The 21576-nt window shown below is 71.4% G+C and carries 18 protein-coding genes; 8 read left to right on the top strand and 10 right to left on the bottom strand.

The genetic code is table 11. The features are described from left to right. Positions 1-181: 181 nt before the first annotated feature. Positions 182-1573, bottom strand: coding sequence for an MFS transporter (locus ACZ4XD_RS13515; RefSeq protein ID WP_468041513.1), 1392 nt, complete (start codon positions 1571-1573; stop codon positions 182-184). Between the two features lie 219 nt (positions 1574-1792). Between ACZ4XD_RS13515 and ACZ4XD_RS13520 the strand changes: the two genes are divergently transcribed. After that, positions 1793-3043, top strand: a complete 1251-nt coding sequence (locus ACZ4XD_RS13520) for a type ISP restriction/modification enzyme (protein WP_468041515.1) — start codon at positions 1793-1795, stop codon at positions 3041-3043. Between the two features lie 268 nt (positions 3044-3311). Here the strand turns inward: ACZ4XD_RS13520 and ACZ4XD_RS13525 are convergent, their stop codons facing one another. The 3 genes from ACZ4XD_RS13525 to ACZ4XD_RS13535 form a co-directional block, all read right to left on the bottom strand. After that, entirely contained in the window at positions 3312-3575 is a 264-nt protein-coding gene (locus tag ACZ4XD_RS13525) for a hypothetical protein (protein WP_042157340.1), read from the bottom strand. Between the two features lie 271 nt (positions 3576-3846). Beyond that, positions 3847-4653, bottom strand: a complete 807-nt coding sequence (locus ACZ4XD_RS13530; RefSeq protein ID WP_468041518.1) for an SGNH/GDSL hydrolase family protein — start codon at positions 4651-4653, stop codon at positions 3847-3849. 246 nt (positions 4654-4899) lie between these two features. Beyond that, positions 4900-5610 carry a YoaK family protein gene (locus ACZ4XD_RS13535; protein WP_468041520.1) on the bottom strand — a complete coding sequence of 237 codons (711 nt, stop codon included), beginning with the start codon at positions 5608-5610 and terminating at the stop codon, positions 4900-4902. Positions 5611-5834: 224 nt separating this feature from the next. Between ACZ4XD_RS13535 and ACZ4XD_RS13540 the strand changes: the two genes are divergently transcribed. After that, positions 5835-6947: a DUF5925 domain-containing protein gene (locus tag ACZ4XD_RS13540; protein ID WP_468041522.1), complete on the top strand. Its 1113-nt coding sequence runs from the start codon at positions 5835-5837 to the stop codon at positions 6945-6947. Between the two features lie 53 nt (positions 6948-7000). Here ACZ4XD_RS13540 and ACZ4XD_RS13545 read toward each other — a convergent pair whose 3' ends face one another. From ACZ4XD_RS13545 to asnB, 3 genes are all read right to left on the bottom strand, one after another. Further along, the gene (locus tag ACZ4XD_RS13545; protein ID WP_468041524.1) at positions 7001-8593 is read right to left on the bottom strand and encodes a class I adenylate-forming enzyme family protein; all 1593 of its coding nucleotides are present in this window, start codon (positions 8591-8593) and stop codon (positions 7001-7003) included. Between the two features lie 61 nt (positions 8594-8654). Continuing rightward, positions 8655-9911 (bottom strand): MFS transporter, encoded by a 1257-nt coding sequence (locus ACZ4XD_RS13550; protein WP_468041527.1) that lies wholly within the window; start codon positions 9909-9911, stop codon positions 8655-8657. Between the two features lie 38 nt (positions 9912-9949). Continuing rightward, positions 9950-11800: an asparagine synthase (glutamine-hydrolyzing) gene (gene asnB / locus ACZ4XD_RS13555; RefSeq protein WP_468041529.1), complete on the bottom strand. Its 1851-nt coding sequence runs from the start codon at positions 11798-11800 to the stop codon at positions 9950-9952. A gap of 476 nt (positions 11801-12276) precedes the next feature. Here asnB and ACZ4XD_RS13560 point away from each other — a divergent pair, with 476 nt between their 5' ends. Beyond that, entirely contained in the window at positions 12277-12780 is a 504-nt protein-coding gene (locus ACZ4XD_RS13560; RefSeq protein WP_468041531.1) for a hypothetical protein, read from the top strand. A gap of 6 nt (positions 12781-12786) precedes the next feature. On the opposite strand, the gene ACZ4XD_RS13565 is transcribed toward ACZ4XD_RS13560, so the two are convergent. Continuing rightward, positions 12787-13797 (bottom strand): aldose epimerase family protein, encoded by a 1011-nt coding sequence (locus tag ACZ4XD_RS13565; protein WP_468041533.1) that lies wholly within the window; start codon positions 13795-13797, stop codon positions 12787-12789. A gap of 310 nt (positions 13798-14107) precedes the next feature. Here ACZ4XD_RS13565 and ACZ4XD_RS13570 point away from each other — a divergent pair, with 310 nt between their 5' ends. The 5 genes from ACZ4XD_RS13570 (at position 14108) to ACZ4XD_RS13590 (ending at position 19038) form a co-directional block, all read left to right on the top strand. After that, complete coding sequence (locus ACZ4XD_RS13570; RefSeq protein ID WP_468041536.1) at positions 14108-14374, top strand: acyl carrier protein; 267 nt, start codon at positions 14108-14110, stop codon at positions 14372-14374. Further along, a complete protein-coding gene (locus ACZ4XD_RS13575) occupies positions 14374-15438 on the top strand; it encodes a hypothetical protein (RefSeq protein WP_468041539.1) in 1065 nt (354 codons plus the stop codon). The genes ACZ4XD_RS13570 and ACZ4XD_RS13575 overlap by 1 nt, the downstream gene beginning before the upstream one ends. An 83-nt stretch (positions 15439-15521) precedes the next feature. Beyond that, the gene (locus ACZ4XD_RS13580; RefSeq protein ID WP_468041541.1) at positions 15522-17102 is read left to right on the top strand and encodes an amino acid adenylation domain-containing protein; all 1581 of its coding nucleotides are present in this window, start codon (positions 15522-15524) and stop codon (positions 17100-17102) included. Positions 17103-17152: 50 nt separating this feature from the next. Then, a complete protein-coding gene (locus ACZ4XD_RS13585; protein WP_468041544.1) occupies positions 17153-17656 on the top strand; it encodes a cobalamin-dependent protein in 504 nt (167 codons plus the stop codon). A 59-nt stretch (positions 17657-17715) separates the two neighbouring features. Further along, positions 17716-19038, top strand: a complete 1323-nt coding sequence (locus tag ACZ4XD_RS13590; RefSeq protein WP_468041546.1) for a methylaspartate mutase — start codon at positions 17716-17718, stop codon at positions 19036-19038. Here the strand turns inward: ACZ4XD_RS13590 and ACZ4XD_RS13595 are convergent. Both ACZ4XD_RS13595 and ACZ4XD_RS13600 read right to left on the bottom strand, forming a co-directional pair. Further along, positions 19019-20620: a BTAD domain-containing putative transcriptional regulator gene (locus tag ACZ4XD_RS13595; protein ID WP_468041548.1), complete on the bottom strand. Its 1602-nt coding sequence runs from the start codon at positions 20618-20620 to the stop codon at positions 19019-19021. The genes ACZ4XD_RS13590 and ACZ4XD_RS13595 overlap by 20 nt on opposite strands. A 257-nt stretch (positions 20621-20877) precedes the next feature. Continuing rightward, positions 20878-21519, bottom strand: a complete 642-nt coding sequence (locus ACZ4XD_RS13600; RefSeq protein WP_468041551.1) for a helix-turn-helix transcriptional regulator — start codon at positions 21517-21519, stop codon at positions 20878-20880. Between the last annotated feature and the right edge of the window lie 57 nt (positions 21520-21576).

Raw genomic sequence — 21576 nt, forward strand, 5'->3', positions numbered from 1 at the left:
GGTGTGCCGGACGTAAAGCGAAGCAGTCCGGCACACCCCACCCGCGCAGGCCCGTCACCGCACCCCGACAGCCCCGCGCAGCGGACCCGCCCGCCGCAGGCGCAACGGCGGGACAGCCAAGAACGTGGGGCCGAGGCAAAGCGCAGCGGAACGGCGGGAAAGCCAAAAACGTGGGAAGGCATTAAATGCGCTCAAGGCTACGCCCGGTACTGCGTGGCCCCAGCAAGGCCACATCCACGCACAGCAGCAGCATCATCGCTGCCGAGCCCATGAAGACCGCCGCCGAGCCGAAGGCAACTAGCGCGCTCAGGGCGACGAACGGCAGGACGACCGAGGTGAGCCGGGACAGTGAGTAGGCGATACCGATCGCGCTGCTGCGCAGACCGGTCGGGAAGAGTTCGGTCTGGTAGACGTGGAAGGCGTTGGAGAAGACATTGCTGCACACCGTCAGCAGGAAGCCGAAGGTGAGGATGGCCCAGGTGGCGGTGGCGAAGCCGAAGGCCAGACCGCAGGCGGCGATACCGAGCGCGGAGGCGATGATCAGCGTCCGGCGCTCGATCCGGTCGATGAGCGGGAGGGACAGCGCGGAGCCGAGCGGGTAGCCGCAGAAGCTCAGCGCCGCGTACAGCAGCGACTCGGTGACGGTGTGGCCCTTCGCGGTGAGCACCACCGGTGCCAGTGACCCGAAGCCGTAGTAGCCGACGGTCTGAAGTACCTGGAAGATCCACCACATGACGGTGCGCCGCCGCTGGTCGCCCCGGAACATCTCCGCCAGCGGCACCTTCCGCTCCGGCACGGTCTCCGCCTCCGCTACGGACGGCAGGCTGCCGCCGGTTTCCCGGGCCACCCGCTCCTCCAGCCCGGCCACGATCCGTTCTGCCTCCGCGTCGCGCCCCTGCACCGTCAGCCACCGCGGCGACTCCGGGAGCCGGCGCCGCATCAGCTGGAGGAACACGGCCCCCAGCGCACCGGCGACCAGCAGCCAGCGCCAGCCCTCGATGCCGAACAGCCGGTGCGCGGCCACCAGCCGGGCACCGAGCAGCGCGGCGACCGGAACCCCGACAAAGCCGAGGGTGTACGCCCAGGCGATATAGCGGCCACGTACCGCCCGGGGCAGGAACTCCGCGAGATAGGTGTCCACCAGCACGAGTTCGCCGCCGAGCCCGAGACCGGCCAGAAAGCGCAGCACCAGCAGCCAGGACAGGTCCGGGGCGGCCGCGCACAGCAGCGAGAAAAGGGCGTACCCGGCGAGGTTGATCAGGAACATCCGGCGCCGACCGAAGCGGTCGGCGAGCACCGACAGCACATTCGCGCCGACGAACATCCCGAGGAAACCGGCGGCGATCACCCAGGACTTCGCGGTGGGCCCGAGGTGCCACTGGTCGGCGAGGACCGCGGCCAGCACCCCGCCGAGGAAGATCTCGTAGAGGTCGAAGAAGGCGCCGATGCCGACGATGAGGGTGAGGCGGCGGTGCCACCGGGACGGCGGCAGCCGGTCCAGCCGGGCCGCGGCCCGGGCACCGATGGGGGTCCCCCCGCGCCGTTCAGGCGTGGAGGAGGTGGTGTCCGTCATGACGGTCCTCCCCTGAGCAGGTCCCGGCGCGCGCGGGACGGAGCCGGGTCCGCACCGCGTGGTCGGGCGTACGGCGAGGACCGTACTCCGTCAAGATCAGCAAGCGGAAGACCGCCTGCCTCCGTCCCGGAAGAGTGGTATGGCCTGCGGATTCGGTGCGGCCGCAGGGGCGCTGGATACCATGCCGGGGTCAACCGAACGGTCCGGGAGGGGCTCCGCGTGACGGCGAAGCAGGACGCGCCACGGCTGTCCGATCTCATGCCGTGGTCCGTGGCGCCGCTGCGGCTCGGCCGTTCCTGGGTGCGGGCGCCGGATCCGGCCACCCTGCGGGCCCGTTGGGCGGCGCTGGTGGCCGCCGAGGACGTGGCGGAACGCGAGCGGCTGTTCCGGCCGTCCCGGGCCCGGACCCTGCACTCCGCCGTCGGCCAGCTGCCGGGCCAGGCCACCCCGACCGGTCGGCTGAACCGGGCGAGCGGACCGTGCCCCGAACCGGTGCGGATCCTGCACGGCCCGTTCGACCAGCAGTGGCTGCTGCCCGACCACCGGCTGCTCGACGGGGCACGCCCGGAGCTGTGGCGGGTCGCGGACGCCCGGCAGCTGTTCGCGGTCGAGTGGCCGCAGGTGCCGCAGCTGCCCGGCCCGGCCGTGCTGTGCTCGGCGCTGCTGCCGGACGGACGGTCCCCGGCCGGCCGCCCCGGACGGATCCACCCCCTTTACCGGCGGCCCGGCGGGCAGGAGCCCAACATCGCCCCGGGCCTGCTCGCCCTCCTCGGCCGGCGCCTGGACCGCCCGGCGGGCCCGACGGACCTGCTCGCCTGGCTCGCCGCGAGCGCCCACCACTCCCCCGACGGCTGCACGGTCCCGCTCACCACCGACCCGGAGCTCTGGGACCGCGGCGTCGCACTCGGCGCCCGGCTGCTGTGGCTCGGCACCCGGGGCGCCCATGGGCACGGGGCCGACGGCGGGCAGGCGGGCGAGCGGCCCCGGATGCCGGGCGGCCGGCGCCCGTACGTGCGCTCCGCGCTGCCCGCCCGCGGACTGCCCGAGGCCCTCGGCTACGACCCGGAGGAGGAGGCGCTGCTCCTCGGCAGCGGCCGGATCTCGCCGGTGCCGCCGGGCGCCTGGGACTTCCACGCGGGCGGCGTCCGGGTCCTGGAGGCGTGGTACGCCGAGCGCACCGGCACGGGCACGGAAGTGCCCGAGCCCGGCTCGCTGGCCGCGCTGCGCCCCGACGGCTGGCGCCAGGAGTGGACCTCGGAGCTGCTGGAGCTGATCACCGTACTTGCCCTGCTGTCCGAACTCGCCCCGGAGTGCGCGGAGTTGAGGCGGTGCACGGCGGAGGGCGCACAGCTGACGGCGGGGGAACTGCGGGCGGCCGGGATCCTCCCGGCGCCGGTCTCCGTGCACCGCCCGGCCTCCGTGCTCGATCACCACGAGGAGGGCCCGGAGGGGCAGTTCGCGCTGCTGTGAGCGCCGGACGCGGGTCGCGGCCCGGCGGGGCCGCACACAGCAAACCACCCGTCGCGCTATGAGCGACGGGTGGTGGGGAGTGCCGCGACCGGCCGGGCGGGGACGGGGCCGGGCGAAGAAGTGAGCGGCTCACGGCACCTCCGGGGCGAGGGATCCCACCCCGGCGAACACACCGACGTATTGCTGGCGCCGCCGGCCTGATGAGCGATCGGACCGCGGTGCCGCGCCGGGACGGTGTGATCGCCCGAGATGCCGCTTCAGAAACGGGTCAGCCGTGCCCGCCGAACAGCGAGCGCCGCAGCCTGCGCAGCGGTGCGAACAGCGACACCCTCGCGCCGCGGCCGTTCCTCGTACGCGAGTGATCGCGCGCGGTGAGCTCCTGCATCAGCGATGTCGCGCCCTCCACCTCGCGCTGCGGGATGGCAGGACCACCCAGCACCGCGAGATGGCGGTCGAGACGCGCACTGGTGGCGCCGCTCCCGCATTTGATGGCAGGGACTCGCGCCCTGCTACGCACTGTTATCTGTTCCATGACTCTCCCCACCCTTTGAGGGCACCCCGGCCCGGGCAGGGTAACCCTATCTCTCTTGGAGGACACGCGTGCAGACCGGTCACCGGATTCACCTGCCTCGCTCTGACGTTGACGAACACCATACGGAATGTCACGTACAAGGCTTGGCTCAGGGCGAGTTGAGCAACCGTCGGACTTCGGCGCGGGCGGTACGGGGGGCCTGACGGACCGCCGGAACGCACAAGGAGAGACCGGAATCACGGCCTCTCCCCGGCGCCCGTCTTACGGATCGTCACGCAGCGGAGGCGAACACCGGCAGATAGCCGCCGGACTGGCCGGCGGCGGTGGGGTGGTAGGACTCCAGGACGGGGAAGGTCACGCTGTGCAGCCAGGCGCTGCCGGAGCACAGCTCATGACCGGAAAAGGTGGCGTTGACATCGGCGAAGGTGAAGCCGTGGTCGGCGGCCCGCTTGGCGGTGACGCCGTTGATGTGGTCGGCGGCGGCGTTGATCGCGGCGCGGGACTTCTCGGAGAGACCGGCGATACAGGTTCCCTGGAGCTTGTAGAAGCGCGGGTAGCCCAGGACCACCACATGCGCGGCCGGGGCCTTCTGGGAGATGGCGTCGTACACCTGGTCGAGCCGGCCGGGCAGGGTGGTGTCGATGTAGGTCCTGGCCTGGGCGATGCGGGCCAGGCAGGCGCTCTCGCCCTGGAGCGCACAGGTCGTCATGGTGTCGGCGAAGCCGGCGTCGTTGCCGCCGATGGAGATGCTCACCAGGCCGGTGGAGCTGCTGAGCGGTGCGAGTTGTCCGCTGAGAACATCACCCGTTCGGGCGCCCGAACAGGCGGTGAAACGGAAGGAGGAGGGGGAGTGCGCGGCGGCCCAGAGGACCGGGTAGGACTTGGTGCTGCGCTTGCAGGAGCCGCTGGCACTGTCGTAGCTGCCGGCTCCGACGCCGGAGGAGTAGGAGTCGCCGAGGGCGACATAGCCCGTGGCGGTGGGGAGTTGGGCGGACGCGGCGGCGCTCGCGCCGGTGAGCGCGAGCGCCGTGGTGACGAAGAAGGCGGACGTCAAGGCCGCGAATCGGGACAGTTTCATGGAACCTCCCTTAGCAGGAGCTCTGCCCTGTCTGTCGTAGCAAGACTCGCGGGTAGTCGGAAGTGTCCATGCCAAAAGTTGTTCGCGGTTCACGGCAAATCTCCCGATGTGGCGGTGGATTCACCGCCATGTCGTCGCTTCGGCACGGCGTGACGATGAGCCCCGGGAGAGGCCCCGAGGTGTGCGTCCGGCCCGGACTGCCTGCCCGCGCCGCCTCTTGACGGCCTTTCGGCGGCACCCTGCGCGTCACTCCTCGCTGTTGCGGCGACGGCGGGCGAGGGCGGGCACGAGAAAGGCGGTGGCCGCGACGAAGACGCCCACCAGCAGGAGCACCAGAGTCGGACGGGTTCCCAGACCGAGCAGCCCGGCCCCGAGGAAGCCGCCGGCGAACATCGAGACGACCGAGAGCAGCCGGCGGCCCGCGCTGTGCCTGCCGTACCCCAGCCGCGCGTCCCGCCCCAGCGGCGACGCGCTGACCAGCGCCGTCATCGCCCGGGTCTCCACGGTCGTGGTGAGATCGGGCGGCGCGGCCCGCATGGCGGTGACATTGCGCATGCCCATCGCCACCGCCATCAGACCGATGACGACATCGCGCCGGCCCTGCGGCAGCCCCGGGACCGCCCCCGACTCCCAGGCCGCCGCCGCGGCCGCGATCAGCAGCGCCGCCTCCACGGCCAGCGCCACCGGGAACCACTGGGAGGCCCGTGCGGCCAGCATGGACTCCAACCGCGCCCCGAGGACCGCGCCCAGCGCGAAGGCCCCGAGCGAAACCGCCGTCGCCACGACCGGGAGCCCACCCTGCCCGGCGATCCCGAAGCCGAGGAAGAGCAGATTGCCGGTCTGGGTGGCGGTGAAGACCTGACCGAGCGCCAGAAAGCTGACGGCGTCGAGCATCCCGGTGGCCACGGTCAGACAGACCATGACCACCGTCAGCGGGGTTCCGCTCGGCGGCTCCACGGGCGCGACTCCTTCCCGCGGTCACCTCACCTCGCGGTACGTCCTCCCAGTCTCCGGACGGCCCGCCCGACGGACCGTCATTGCGCCGTCTGTGGGCGGCCCGTCGCCCCCGGCCCCGGGCCCGGTCGCCTCCCGGCCCCGGCCCTCCGCCGCCGCACCCGGCTCCGGGGAAACGCCGGGATAATCCGTGTACGTGGTGGCCCGCCGTGACGGATCATGGCCGCATGTGTGCCGATCACGTCCAGCCGTCCGCCGCCGAGGAGTCCCTTCCGCTCCGGCTGACCATGGACGACAGCGATTCGCCCGCCGATGTCGTCGACGCGCTCTTCCTGGGCCGGTTCGCCAGAGGAGAGCAGCCGTACGCCCGCAGCCGGTCCATGGACCGGGTCCGCCCGGGCCTGACCCTGCTGCCCCCGGGCGCCCGGGTGCTGCGCTCGGCGAAGGACGAGGACCGCAGCGCCCTCCTCGCCGAGGGCGACGGTTTCACCCTGCTGGTCTCCCGCTGGAACCGCGGCGCCGATGTGACGGTCACCGCCGTCACCGACGAGCTCGCCGAGAAGGTGCTGGGCCAGGCCGCTGACGGGGCGGAGGACGAACCGGAGCCACAGCCGGAGAACGTCCCGATGGGCTTCTGGTACTTCTCCCCGCGCCGCGGGCCGCACCGTACGTCCCGGCAGATCTCGGCGGGCACCTGGGAGGAGATCCGCCCCAACTACACGGCGCCGGTGGCCGACGCCATGGACCGGCTGATGAAGGTGGCGCCCGAGGAGATCTCCGGCCGGCTGCTGTTGCTGCACGGCCCGCCCGGTACGGGCAAGACCTCCGCGCTGCGCACCCTGGCCCGCTCCTGGCGGGACTGGTGCCAGGTGGACTGCGTGCTGGACCCGGAGCGGCTGTTCAACGATGTCGGCTATCTGATGGACATCGCGATCGGCGAGGACGACAGCACCGGCAAGGGCCGCTGGCGGCTGCTGCTCCTGGAGGACTGCGACGAGCTGATCCGCGGCGAGGCCAAGCACGCCGCGGGCCAGGCCCTGTCGCGGCTGCTCAACCTGACCGACGGTCTGCTGGGCCAGGGCCGGAACGTCCTGGTCGGGGTGACCACCAACGAGGACCTGGAACGCATGCACCCGGCCGTGGTCCGCCCCGGCCGCTGTCTGGCCCGTATCGAGGTCGGCCCGCTGAGCCGCCCCGAAGCCGCCCACTGGCTCGGCACGGACCAGGGCATCGGCCGCGAGGGCGCCACCCTCGCCGAGCTCTACGCCCTGCGCCGCGGCACCCGCCCCGCCTCGGTCCCGCCCCAGGACTCGGGCGCGGACGCGGGGATGTATCTGTGAACCTCCGGGGAACGGGCCCCGCCCGGCTCCGCGGTGGACCAGAACTGCCGGGGTCAGCCCGGACGGGAGCCGGGTGACTCGGACAGGGCCGCGGCCAGCTCGGGCCGCAGCACCTTTCCGGTGGCGGTGCGCGGTATCTCCGGTACCGGCACCACGCGCGAGGGAAGTACTGCCTGGGGGAACCTCGCCCGCAAGGCGGCCCGGGCACCCGCGGTGTCCGTGGCGGTGCCGAGTACCACGGCCGCGATGATGCGCTCTCCGGTGAACCGGTCCGGGACCGTGACGCAGGCCGCGTCCCGGATGTCCGGAACGGCGCGAAGGACCCGGTCCATCTCTTCCAGCGAGACGGTTTCCCCGGACACCTTGGCGATGTTCTTCAGCCTGCCCGTGAGGACGAAGTAGTCGCGCCCGTCCTCCTCCACCCGGTATCCCAGGTCCTGGGAGTGGAACCACCCGTCGCGGAAGGCCTCCGCGGTGGCCTCGGCGTTGCCGGTGTAGCCGGACATCACGTTGAAGCCCCGCATGCACACCTCACCGGTCTGTCCGGGGCGCACCGGACGGCACTCCTCATCGAGTACCGCCACTTCGTTGCCGTAGACAGCCACTCCGACCGAGGGGATGTCCGGATCCAGCATGAGCCGCCGGTAGGTTTCCTCGGACAGGTCGGCCGGCATCGTGGTGGAGAAATTCGTGGTTTCGGACAGGCCGTAGCCCTGGAGCACCCGGGCACCGAGCCTGTCGGCGACCGCGCGGGCGGTGCGGGTGGTCAGCGGGGCCGCTGCCGAGACGAAGTAGTCGAAGTCCGCCGGTACCGCAGGGCCGCGCCACGTTTCCGCGAGCGCTTCGAGGATGCCCGGTACCACGCTCGCGAGACGCGGACGGTAGTGCCGCAGCGTCTTCGGATAGTTCATCGGCGAGAACGACTCGGCGAGAATCGTGTGCGCCCCGGCCATCATGGTGCCCAGGACGGTGAAGTGGGCTCCGTTGACGTGGTGGATGGGCAGGCATCCCAGCACCCGGTCACCGGGGGCCAGACCGTGGTGGCGTCGTACCGCCTCGGCATTGGCCACCGCGTTGAGGTGTGACTGAGCGACGATCTTGGACGCGGCGGTGGAGCCGGACGTGGCGAAGTACAGCGCGTCAGCGGCCGGGTCGACAGCCGGCAGCGGCAGCGCCGGCTCCGCCAGGTCTTCCCAGTGCGGCAGGGTGGTGGCGTCCGCGTGCCGCGCGTCGGTGCCGGGTGCTTGGAGCACGCCCAGCGCGCCGGCGGCCCTGACCTGCTCGGCGCGGCGTTCCGGCGGATCGAACGGCCCGAGCATGAGCAGGCCGAACCCGGCGCGCAGCACGCCCAGTACCGCCAGGACCGAGGGCACGTCGTTCGTGGGCGCGAGGGCGAGCACGGCCGGGCGCGCGGTGCCCCACTCGGCACACAGCCATCCCGCGAGCGCGCGGCTCGCGACCTCGGCGGTGCGGTAGTCCAGGGTGGTCTCCGTGCCGTCGTGTGCCACGGCGGTGATCAGTGGTGCGCTGCCCTGACGCCGTGCGAACCAGTGCAGTGCGTCGAACGGGGTACGCCACGCCGAATGGGGGAAGCCGGGGTCGACTCCCAGATACCGATGGGCGCGTATGCGGTCAGCAGAGGTCATTGCACGGCCATCCCTCGTGGTTCACCTGGAATCTGCGGAATGCGGAATGCGGACGACGGGGCTAGTGCCGGTCGGGCGTCACGCCCGTTGCGGGGAGCTGTGAGCGGCCCTGGTGCGGCAGGGGCTGGGTGCGGCGGGTCCGTTCGGCCCAGGCCACCACTGCTCCCGTGGGCAGGACTGCCAGCAGGAACGCTCCCCCCAGCACGAGCCAGCCCGGCGGGCCCCACTCGATCAGGAGGAAGGTCAGCAAGAGGGGCGCGAACGTCATGGCGGTCGCGTAACCGGTCATCGCGAAGCCCTGGTACTGGCCTTGCTTCCCTGCCGGGGCAAGGCTGAAGGTGATGTGCCACGAGGCCGCCGACACCAGCAGTTCGCCGCATACGTGCAGGGCGCCGGCCACCAGCAGCAACACGGTCGACACGAGGGGCGAACCACCCGCGGAAACGGCGAACAGGCCGCAGGCGGCGCCCAGTGCCATCCCTGACCACCGGTAGGCCCGCACGGCTCTGGGCATCGTGGTCACCCGGGTGCCGATACGCACCTGGAACAGCACGACGCTGACCGTGTTCAGCACGAACAGTACGGTCACCATCGCCGTCGAGGCATGGGTGTACCTGGTGATCCACAGGGGCAGCACGATCTCCAGCAGCACCGTGTGCAGGGCGAGTACGGCGCCGAGTGCGGTGAAGACCGCGAACGGACCGTCGCGGAAGACCGCCCAGGTGGGCTCGTCCGGCGGCGAGTCGGGGGCCGGCGGGACCGGGGGCAGGGTCGCGAGCATGGCCGCGGAGGCGAAGAAGCCCAGCGCGTTCACGATGATGACGGTCGAGAACGCCGTGGTGGTACCGCTCTGCAAGGCGATGCTCGCTCCCGCGGCGCCGACTCCGATGCCGGCGTTGTTCACCGACCGGACCATCGCCTGCGTCCGCACCACCTCTTCGCCGCCCACCAGCCGCGCGATGAGCGCTTGCTGCGCGGCACGGGACCCGCGCTGTGACGCGGTGAACAGGCACGCCACCAGCACGAAGACCGGGAATCCGCGCACCAGCAAGTAGCCCGCCGCCGCGACGCCGTTGAGCGCCACGAGCAGGACGGCGACGCGCTGCGGACCCCGGCGGTCGGCCAGGTGTCCCAGGGGCACGCCGACCACCATGCCGATCGCGCAGGCGATCGTCAGCCCCAGGCCCATCTCGGTGAGAGTGAGGCCGCCCACCCGGGTGAAGTAGATCGCTGAGCAGGTAGCGAACGCGCCGCTGCCCGCGGTCATCAGCAAGCTGGCGGTGACGAGCCTGCGGGTCGGGCTCAGTCTCGGCAACATCAAGGGAATGCCCTTCTTGGGTGGCGCCGTTGACCGATTCAGGACAGCAGCAGTCGAGGGCGGTGGACGTCCAGCCAGGTCGCGAGGTTCAGGCTGCGCTCCAGTCCGCTCCGCACCGCCGGGCCCGTTTCCCCGGTCACCGCCCTCTCCAGCCATGGCCTGCTGATCAGCCCGAACACCGGGTGGTCCGGGTCGACGAGCAGTTCCTTCGCCTGAAGCCGCAACGCGGCCGGATAGCGCGGGTCCTGGATGGACGGGTACGCGCTCTTGACCCGGTCGGCCACCGACGGGGGCAGCAGGTCCCGGACGGCCGCCCGCAACAGGCTCTTCTCGCGGCCGTCGACGCTCTTCATCGTCCACGGGGTGTTGTGCACGTACTCCACCAGCCGGTGATCGCAGAACGGCACCCGGACCTCCAGCCCGACGGCCATGCTCATCCGGTCCTTGCGGTCCAGCAGCATGCGCATGAACCGGGTGATGCCGAGGTGCGAGGTCACCCGGCGGGTGCGGGCCTCGGCGTCGTCCCCGGGCAGCTGTTCCACCTCGGCCACCGCGTCGGCGTAGCGGTCCGCTGTGTAGGCGGACAGGTCCAGCGCCCGGAGCAGCTCCGGGCGCAGTACGCCGCCGTCCCGGCCCTGGCTGCCCGGGGGCGCCCCGTTCGCCGGCGACATCCACGGAAAGGTGCCGGCCCGCTGCGCCGCCAGGGACTGGTGCCAGTGGTACCCGCCGAACACCTCGTCGGCGCTCTCGCCGGACAGTGCTACTGCCGAGTGCCTCGCGACCGCGTGGAACAGCCGGTAGAGCGAGACGTCGGTGTCACCGGTGCCGGCCGGGACGTCCCGGGCGGTGATCACCGCCCGGCGGACGGCCGGGTCGGCGAGCGCGTCGGTGTCCAGCACGATGTCAGAGTGCACGGTGCCCACGTGGGCGACCACATCCCGCACATAGGGCGCGTCCGGGGTGGGGCGTGCCGGGTCCGGTAGGAAGTTCTCGGTCTGTCCGGCGAAGTCGACGGCGAAACTGTGTGCCTTCTGGCCCTGGAGGGACAGTTGTTGCGCGGAGAGCGCGGTCACCGCGCTGGAGTCCAGTCCGCCGGAGAGCAGCAGGCACAGCGGGACATCGGCGACCAGCTGCCGGGAGACGATGTCCTCCAGCAGGTCGCGCACATGGGAAATGGTCGCGTCCCGGTCGTCGGTGTGTTCTTGCGAGGTCAGCGTCCAATAGACGTGCTCCCGCACGCCCGTGACATCGATCGTGGTCACCGTGCCGGGCCTGACCTCGCGCATGCCCGCCCATATCGCATGCCCCGGTGTCTTGATGAAGCCGAAGAGCTCCCGCAGTCCGTCCAGGTCGACGGCCCTGGTGGCCAGCGGGTTCGCCAGTATCGCCTTGGGCTCCGAGCCGAAGAGCACGCCATCCGCCGTGGGCGTGTAGTACAGCGGCTTGATGCCCAGCCGGTCACGGATCATGACCAGTTTCGCCGAGCGGGGGTCCCAGACAGCGAAGGCGTACATCCCGTTGAGCCGTTCGGCGACCGCCTCACCCCACTCCAGGTAGCCGCGCAGCACCACCTCGGTGTCCCCGGCGGAACGGAAGACATGCCCCCGGCGCCGCAACTCCTCCCGCAGCTCACGGTAGTTGTAGACCTCGCCGCTGTAGACCATGGCCAGCGGGCCGGCGGGGGGCTCCAGTGTCATCGGCTGGGTACTGCCGGCGAGGTCGATGACCGCCAGCCGCCGGTGGCCGAGCGCGGCGCGACCGCGGGGCTCGGTCCAGGTGCCGGCCGCGTCCGGACCACGGCAGGACATGGTCTCGGTCATCGCCTCCAGCGTCGGCCGTTCCCGGTTCAGGTCCCGCTCGAAGGCAACCCATCCGGCGATACCACACATGCGACTGTCTCCCTCGGAAAGCAGAACGGGGGCCGGCCCGCGCGGGGACCGAATCGTCAGGAAAAAGCGTGCAGCCACTCCGCCATGGGCAACCGCAATTCCTCGCACCTTCGCGGTGGGGATACCTCCACCCGCTGCGAAAAGGTAGCAGCGGGCTTCGTGAGCAAATACCGCTTCCGGTAATGGGCGAACCACTCGCGAGTAATACGGGACGCGGCCGCCGTCGGCGCGGTGCGCATCGGCACGAGCGCCTCATCAGCGACGGAACACCGCCGGGACCGGCGGATTGCCGGGGAGTTTCCCCGTCGTACCTGATGCGCCCCGGCCGGTGGTCCGGGCATGGTGCGGGAATGAAGTGCGGCGGAAGGGGGCTGATCTACGCTCCCGACGGTCGCCATGGCAAATGCCGCGTACCTGAAGGAGACATCTGTGCCGGGCACTGAATTCCTGACCACCGCGATAAAGGGGGCTTCGTGATGACCACAGTGACCTGGGAAGTCGCCGCGGACGCCGGCGAGGTGCACGATCTGCTGTGCGCGAGCGACCGTTATCAAGGGGAGCGGTTCCACTCGCCCGTGCCGCAGCGCAATCCCGCCACCACCGCATCCCGGGTGCAGGACGGCCTGGTGCACCTGTTGCGCGTCGGAGGGGCGGCGGCCGCCATGTTCACCCTCACCCGGACACCGGCCTTCGCGGAGCCGCCGGGAGTCTTCCCGGCGGCCGCGGACCCCGCGTACCTGAGCAGGCTTGCCGTCCGGCCCGACCTCGTCGCCGCCGCCTCGCTCGCCGGGCCGCTGTGTCTGCGCCGGGCCATGGCGCTCGCGCGCGAGCGCGGCGCGGACATGCTGAGAGCCGAAGCGAACCCCGACATCGAGTCCACCGTGGAGTGCATGACGCTCCTGGGCTTCCGCCGCTGCACCACGTCATCCGGTGGGGCCGACGGGCCGCGGCGTGTCCACCTCTATCGCGTGCTGACCTGAGTCGCCTCAGTCGCAGTCGAACCGGTAGGTGCTGCGGTGCCGGTAGACCTCGCCCGGGTCGAGCCGTGCGGACGGGTAGTCCGGGCGGTTCGGTGCGTCCGGCATGGCCCCGGTCTCCAGGCAGATCCCGCTGCGCGGGCGCTGGGCGAACCAGTCCCCGGTGTAGACGCCGACCGCCGGCTGGTCCGTACCGAGCCGCATCACCCGGCCACTGCCCGGATGCGACAGCTCCGCGAGCACCGCCCCGCCCGGGGCGAGGAAGCAGTTGTCGATACGGACCCCGTCGAGCGACCGCTCGGCGGTGAAGTCGCGGGCGGTGCCGCGCACTTCTTCGGGGGCACCGGGAAGGGGGATGAGGTCTTTGTCGAAGCGCACCGCCTCGGTCGCCCCGAGCCGGAGCCGGTGCCCGTCGATGGTGCCTTCACCCGCGAGGTTCCAGAAGGCGTGGTTGGTCATCCCGACGACCGTGGGCGCCGTGGTGCGCGCGGTGTACTCGATGATCAGCGTGCCGTCCGGCTCGATCCGGTAGGTGGCGCAGGCCGTCAGTGCGCCCGGGTAGCCCTGGTCGCCGTCCGGGCTGAGCGCGGACAGCCGCACCTCCAGCGCGTCGCCGTCTCTCGACGCCTCGGCCGACCATACGCGGCGGTCGAGCCCCTCGGAGCCGCCGTGCACATGGTGCTCGCCCTCGTTGCGGTCCAGCGTGTGGCGCACGCCGTCGAGGGTGAACTCCGCGCCGGACACACAGCGGCAGTAGCGGCCGAGGGTGGCCCCGACGTACGGATTCCTGGCGCGGTCCAGGTAGGCGTCGAGATCCGGCAGGCGTACGCAGACATTGGCGTAGCGGCCCTCCCGGTCCGGTACCTGGACGTCAACCAGGGTGGCGCCGTAGCTCCACGCCGTCACCGCGGGCCCGCTGCCGGTGTCCAGCACATAGGACTCCACCGCGGCGGCGGGGTGCCCGGCGCGGGCGGGCGCGACACCGACGGTGGTGCGCTCGATGGTGGGACGTGATGTCACAAGGTCTCCTCTCGGCCCGGCGTGCGGTGACCGCCAGACACTAATCACGCGGGCCCGCAGTCGCGCCCACCCGGCGGTAATTGCCGGGGCATCGGCCTCACGTGGGGGGCCGTTCGGACGTATCCGCTCAACGGGCCGGCCGGTTGCCGGAAGGGTGGCGTTGTAGTTACCCGGGCGGTGATCCGGCCGCGTTACGTTCATCGCGCAGTGGCGGTCCTTCCCCAGGGCGGACGCAGCAACGGCCGATTCCGCGAGGCGGGCGCACAGATCGTCCCGTGCCGGTGGAGCAGCTACCCAGGACAGGTGAGACATGAAAGACGGCCTTGCGCTGACCGAGAGTGACGTACTCGACTATGTGCACACGCTGCTGTGCGACCTGCTGTTGAGGGAATCCATTCCGGCCGACTACGACCTCAAGGACAGTGGCGCCCTCAACTCCGTCATGTTCCTTGAGCTGTTCGTCCGGCTGGAGACACGGTTCGAGATACACATCACCGGTGCCGATGTGCACCAGGACAATTTCCGCACCGTGGAGTCCATCACCCGGTTCGTCCGTGTGAAGCGAGCGGAGGTCTGATGGGCGCGGAACTCACCCTCACCGGCTGCACACCCGCCGATTACGCGGAGATATGCGCCCTTCAGGAGGGGCTGTGGGCCGGCGGGCCGGACGGCAATCTCGCTTACCTGGAGTGGAAATACCACGCCAATCCCTATCTCGACGAGCGGTACACGGTCATCGCCCGCTCACCGTCGGCCGAGGGCGCCGAACTTCTCGGCATGGTGGGGGTCTTCGGTTCGTGCTGGGAAAGCGACGGGCGCCGGTTCACGCTGCCCTGTCTGACGGACACGATCCTCGCGAGCGAGTACCGCAACAGCCCGCTCTTCCATGACATGGTCGAGGAGGTGCTCTCCCGGCTGCGCCGCGACGGCGTCCCGTGGCTGCTCGACTTCGGCGACCAGGGCACCGTGCCGGCGATGCTGATCCGTGGCTGGCGGCAGGTCGGTGTCTGGGGACAGTCCGTGCTGACGCGGGCCGCCGGCGCCGGGCACCACGGTCCATGGGAGGCGTTGCCGGTCACCCGCGGTGTGCGCTCCGGTTCGCTGATCTCGCCCGCCCGCACCCCGGACCTCGACGCCATGGCCGAGGTCGTGCGCGAAGTGCCCGCCGACGGTCGCCTCCGCGTCGCGCGCGACAACGCCTACTTCGACTGGCGGGCCTCGAATCCGCTGGCGACGTACTACTACCTCGTGGCGCGGTCGGAAGCAGGGAGCGCCGAGGGCTATCTCGTAGCCCATCGCTCCGGCGTGGACACCGACCAGGGGCCGACACCGACCACCGTCGTCGAGTGTGAAGCCCGCACCGCGGAGGTCTGCGCCGACCTCATCCAGATCGCCCACGAGTCCCTGCCCGGCACCCGGGTGCTCATGTGGACACGGGATCTGTCAGACGCGGGCGTTGGCGTGCTGGCCGAGATGGGCGCCGAGTTCATCGAGCCGACCGGCCGGCCCACGCAGGACCGGCCGCTGCCCAGCCTCCTCATCCGCGAGACCGGTGCCCCTCCGCGCGCGGCCGGGCTCCCGGACGTGAGCCGGCTCGACGGGTGGGACTTCCGCGGTGTCTCCGGCCGGGGCTGGCGCTAGATCGTGGCTGCCCGGGTCTCGTCTCCTCCTGCGCGAGGCGCGTGGACCGGGTACCGCTCGACAAGAGGAAGAGAGGTGTTGACGTGACCGGCCATCGAGCAGGCGCGTTCCCGAACGCTACCCTCGTCGGGGAACGCCGGGAGTTGCCGGCGTCCTCCGTGGTGGAGCTGATCCGCCGATGGGCCGATACCGCGCCGGACGCGGTCGCGCTCGAATGCGGAGACACCCGGACCACGTTCCGTCAGCTGTGGCGGCGCAGCATGTCCATCGCCGCCGGGCTGCGTGACATGGACGTGCGGCCGGGTGAGGTCATCGGCATCATCGCCCACCGCACCGCGGAGTCGGTGGCCGCGATGATCGCGGTCATGGCCGTCCGCGCGACCTACGCGCCGATCGATCCCACCAATCCCCTCGGGCGCGTGCGGCTCATCCTCGACCAGGTACGGCCGCGCTTCATGCTGTGGGACGGCGACGGCTCCGTCGAATGCGCCGCCGGCTTCCCCACGCTGAACACCTCCGACCTGCCGGATCTGCCGGCGGACGGCCCGGCCCCCGTCACCGGCGGACCGCGCCACGACGATCCGGCCTACGTGGTCTTCACCTCGGGCTCGACGGGGCTGCCCAAGGGCGTGGTGGTGGAGCACCGGTCGCTGGTCAACTACATCGGCTGGGCCGCGACCCACGTCCTGCCGAACGCCGGCGGTGCCGCCTGCCCGGTGTTCGCCAGCATGAGCTTCGACCTCGCGCTCACCACCCTGTGGGTGCCCTTGGCGCAGGGCCGCACGATCGTCCTGATCGAGGACTCCTGGGACTACCCGAGCCTGTTCGCCCCCCGGGCCCGGCCGTATGACTTCATCAAGGCCACGCCCAGCCACTTCCGCCTGTTCGAGCGCATGCTGCGGCCGGAGTACCGGTCCGTCGCCAAGCGGCTGATGATCGGCGGTGAGCCGCTGGAGCCGGCCATGCTGCGGCAGATGGGCGACCGGCTCGACGGCGTGGAAGTGGTCAACCACTACGGGCCGACCGAGACCACCATCGGCTGCTGTGCCTTCCGTTCCACGGTGCGGGAGATGCCCGGTCTGCCCACCGTGCCCATCGGCAGCCCCGCCTGGAACACCGCGGCCTATGTGGTGGACGAGCGCGGCGGACCGGTGCGGGTGGGCGGCCAGGGTGAGCTTCTCATCAGCGGATTCGGTATCGCCCGCGGCTACCTCGGCGGCGGCGGGGACCGCTTCTTCGATGATCCCGCGTTCGGCGGCCGTGCCTACCGCACGGGCGACATCGTCGAGGTGCTGCCCGAGGGTGTACTGCTTCATCTCGGGCGGAAGGACGGCCAGTTGAAGGTGAGCGGCCACCGGTTCGAACCGGCCGAGTTGCGTCGCCACGCGCTCTCGCTGCCGCTGATCGCCGACGCCGCCTTCGACGTCATCCGCGGTGGTGTCCTGGACGCGGTCGAGGTCTTCGTGGTCTTCGACGACCGGTCGGCGCAGACGCCGCCCACGGAGCGGGAGATCCGCGCCCAGCTCGCCTCCCTGCTGCCCAAGGAACTGGTGCCCAGGCGGGTCCATGTCGTGCCCGGGATCGAGGTCAACGCCAACGGCAAAAGGGACGTACGGGCCACCAGGGAACTGGCCGAGGCGAGGGCGGGGGAAACCGGCCCATGAGCCCGGTACGGACAGCGCACACCGAGCCGGCCGACGGGGAAGAAGGATTCATGCGGAGCGTTCCCACGCACACCGACTCGCCGGAGTCCGCGCACGAGGTGATCGTGCTGGGCGTGACGGCGAGCGACGCGCATGCGGTGGCCAACCAGTTGATCGCACACGGGTTGCGCGCCCACGGCTACACCGTGATCAATCTGGGCGTCTGTACGCCCGTCGCGGAGTTCGCCCTGGCCGTGCGGGAGAACCCCGGTGTGCTCGCCGTGGTCATCGGCAGCCTCAACGGCCATGCCTACGAGGACCTGTGTGACCTCCCGGCCGCGCGCGCCGCGGGCGATCTGGCCTGCCCGGTCATTCTTGGCGGCAATCTGTCCGTGGGCAGCCGCAAGGATCCCGGTGCGCTGGACCGGCTGCGACAACTCGGGGTCGACCACCTTCTGTCCGAACTGAGCGATCTCGCCCCGCTGCTGCGTGAACTGGCCCGGCAGGCCGAGCAGTCCCGGCAGGCCGAGCAGTCCCGGCAGGCCGCGCGGTCCCGGCAGCTCCAGACCATATGAACCGGGACAGGCACCCCTTCACCGACGCGTCCGCCGCCTCCGGGCCCCCCTTTCCCTCAGTGGCCGAGACGGTGCGCTTCGCCCGCACCCGCGGCACGCCGACCGTCCGTGACGTACTGGCCCGGTCCGTGCGGAACGCGGTGGTGGCCATCCAGCCCCGCTGCGGGGTGGGCGGGCACACCGAGATGCGGCAGTTGCTGCGCGCTCTCGACACCGGCGCACGGCCGGATGTCCTGACCCTCACCATTGACTCCCACACCCGGCTCAACCGCTTCGCCCACGCGGCCCGGCTGGCCGGCACCGACCCGGGCGCGCTGAACGGCTATCCGCTCGTGGCGCACGGCTGGCAGCGGGGCCGCGAGCTGGTCGAGTCGGTGTCCGCACCGGTGGAGATCCGGCACGGCTCCCCGGACCCACGGCTGCTGTTCGATGTCGCGGTGGCCGCCGGCGCCACCTCGTTCGAGGGCGGCGGCATCTCGTACAACCTCCCCTACTGCAAGGACGTACCGCTCGCACACTCGCTGGCCTGCTGGCGCGAGGTCGACGCGCTGACCGGCGATCTCCGGCGCGCCGGACTGACCTTGGACCGCGAGTTGTTCGGCACCCTCACCGGGGTGCTGACGCCGCCGTCGATCAGCCTGGCCATCGGTGTGATCGAGGCCGCCCTTGCCGCGGCCGAGGGGGTGGGATGCCTGTCGTTGTCCTATCCGCAGGGCGGGCACCTCGCTCAGGACGTCGCCGCACTGCGCGCGATTCCGGTGCTGGCCGAGCGCTATCTGCCGGCGGATGTCGAGGTCTATCCGGTGCTGCACGAGTTCATGGGCGTCTTCCCGGGCCAACGGGCGCACGCCGAGCAACTGATCTTCTACGGGGCGCTCACCGCCCGGCTGGGCGGCGCCGCGAAACTGGTGACCAAGACCTACCAGGAGTCGCTGGGCGTTCCGGACGCCCAGGCGAACATCGACGGAATGCGCCTGGCGGCGGTCGCCAATTCACCGCTCCTGGACTTCGTCACCGTCGACACGGAACGGGTCGAGGAGGAACTGGACTGGCTGCTCGCCGAGGTGGATGACCTCGTCGCCCCGGTACTCGGCGCCGCGGACCCGGCCCGTGCCGTCACCGCGGCCTTCGCCGACGGCACGCTCGACATCCCGTTCAGCGCCAGCCGGTACGCCCGTGGGGAGGTGCTGCCCTGCCGCGACGCCTCCGGGGCGATCCGCTACGCGGTGGCCGGTGCGCTGCCCTTGTCCCCTGCCGCCGTGGACCGGCACCGCCGCAGCCTCGGCCTCGCCGACGGCCCGCACAGCATGCGTACCCTCGTCGACCGGGTCACCCACGACATCCACCACTTCCTGCACCTCTTCAGAGAGATCGAGCCGTGAGCTGCGGCAGGCCCGGCCCGTCCGGTGGCTCGGACGGCTCCGGTGCACCCGCCTCCCGCACGCCGTGAACCGCGCCGGGCCGGACGCGGACCGCTTCCCAGCCTTCCGGCGGCTCGGGGCCCAGGTGGTACGAGACATGTGATTCCGTCGCCTGGCGCGTGACCTCACACACCCGCACCTGCCCCCGGGGCGCCATCGCCAGCAGCCGGAAGCCCCGGTCGACCGCGTCCCCCGTGACCGTCGGGGCGCCGCTGTGCGCCGGCAGGTACGACAGGCAGGCCGCACCGGTGACCACGGCGACATGCAGACGGAGGCAGGACGGGTCGGCAGGCAGCCGGCCGCCCTCGATCCGGTCCCGGAGGGCGAAGGCCGTCCGCACGGCACGCGTGGCGTCGTCCCGGCGCGGGTGGTCGCTTCCGAACACGGCGGAGAACACCGGTGCCGTCACCGGCCCCACGGTCCCCCCGTTCTGTGTGGCCTGCTGCCGCAGCACCGCCTCGAAGTCCGCCATGGCCTGCTGCACGCCGTCCAGATCGGGGTCGTCGGACAGCTCGTGCCGCACCCACACCAGGACCACGCTCACCCGTGTGCGCCGGGGCGTCGACCGGTGGCCCGTACACTCCCGGTCGCCGTCCTCCACGCGGTCGGGCACCACCCGGGGGTCGCGTCGGTGGTCCCTGCCCACCCGTGCCAGTACGCGGCTCACCGAGGGAGCATCACGGGTGTCGGGCGCGTCCGGCCGGCGCGTGGCCTGCGGTTCGACGAGGGTCGGCATCCTGGTCCGCGCGGGCGCCTTCTGGTGCTCCGCTCCCGGCGCGGCCGGTACGTCCAGTTCGGGGGCGTGGTCGAGGATGGAGCGTTCCAGGCGACGCAGCTCCCGCGACGGCTCAAGGCCGAACTGCTCCACGAGGTCGCTCCTGATGCGCCGGAACACCGACAGCGCATCGGTCTGCCGACCGCACCGGTAGAACGCCAGCATCAGCTGGCCGCTCAGCCGCTCACGCAGCGGGTCCTCGGCGACCGCCGTCTGCAACTCGCCCAGAATCTCATGGTGGTGGCCGATCGCCAGGCCGGCCTCGAAATAGTCCTCCAGGGCCCCCAGCCGCTCGCTCTCCAGACCATCCAGCTCGGGCCAGTTCAAGTCGCCGTCCGCCAGGTCGGCCAGTGCCGCACCCCGCCACAGGCCGAGCGCCCCCCGCAGCGTGCCCACCGCGGCGGCATGGTCGCCGGCGCGGGCCTCGGCTCGTCCGCGTTCCACGTGCCGGCGGAACAGGAACAGATCCACCGTGTCGGGTTCGACCCGCAGCTGGTAGCCGGGAGCGAGCGTCAATAAGGCCGCACGGGGGTCCGCGGCCCCGTGGGCCAGATCGAGCCGCAGGCCCCGGACGGCGTTGCCGATCATCTTGCGCGCGGTGCGCGGCGTTTCGTCCGGCCACAGGACGTCGAGCAGCTTGTGGGTGGCCACGACCCGGTTGGCGTTCAGCAGGAGGTAGGCGAGCAGCCGGCGTTTGATCACTCCGCCGAGCGGCATGGCCGCGCCGTCCACGCCTGCCTGAAGAGAGCCCAGTATGCGGAAGTTCACTTCGACCTCATTTCCCTCTGACCCTGGCAAGAGCGTTCGGCGGCGAGAACCTTCCGCGCTTCCTTGAACCGGCATGAACCGGACGGACGGTTTGGCAGCTCACGCTCGGCAGATTGCCGGGGCGCCGGGCCCGGAGTCCAGCCTTCCGGAGGGCCTTTGCCCTTTTGAACAGGCCGGTGCATACCCCGGGGCACCGCAGGCGGCAACGGGCCGCCACGGGGAACGACACCTCCGTCGCGTCCCGGGCGGTCCCTTGATCAGATGAGGCCGGCGCGGATGGCGTAGGAGACGGCGTGCGCGCGGTTGCGCAGCCGTAAGCGCTTCATCAGGCCGTAGAGGATGTACTTCACCGTGCGCTCCGAATAGCACAACTTGGTGGCGATCTCGGACAGTTCCCTGCCCTCCGAGACCAGCCGGAGGACATCGAGTTCGCGGGGGCTGACGCCGGAGGCGGTGAGGCCGCGCGGCGCGAGGACCTCCCGGTGGGTCCACCGGACCTGTTCCATCAGCGCGCCCTGCAAGGTGGGCGGGAAGCTGCCGCCGCCGTCCGCGACGGTGAGCAGGGCGCGGACGAAGGCGGCGGGAGTGAAGGTGTCACGCCACAGCACGGCGCGCACTCCCCGGTCGATCGCCGCGGAGACGTCTGCTCGCCAGTGCCGTCCGGCGACGAGGAGGAAGCGCGTGTCGGGTCCGTCGGACAGGGCGCGCAGCTGGTCCAGTGCGGCGGCGTCGACGGTGTCGAAGGCGGCGACGACGGCGTCGGCCTCATGGATGCGCTGCGGTGGGACTTCCTGGACGCGGTGGTCGTGCTGGAGGGAGCTGACAAGTCCCGCGTGGACCACGACGTCGGGTGAGTGGACCGCCACACACACGGTGCCGGTGAGTATCTGCTCAGGCATTGCGCCTCCCCATCGGAAATCGCCCATGAGGTAGGTGATCGTGCCACGCACTTTTCG

This window comes from Streptomyces sp. NPDC029466 (assembly GCF_055574515.1).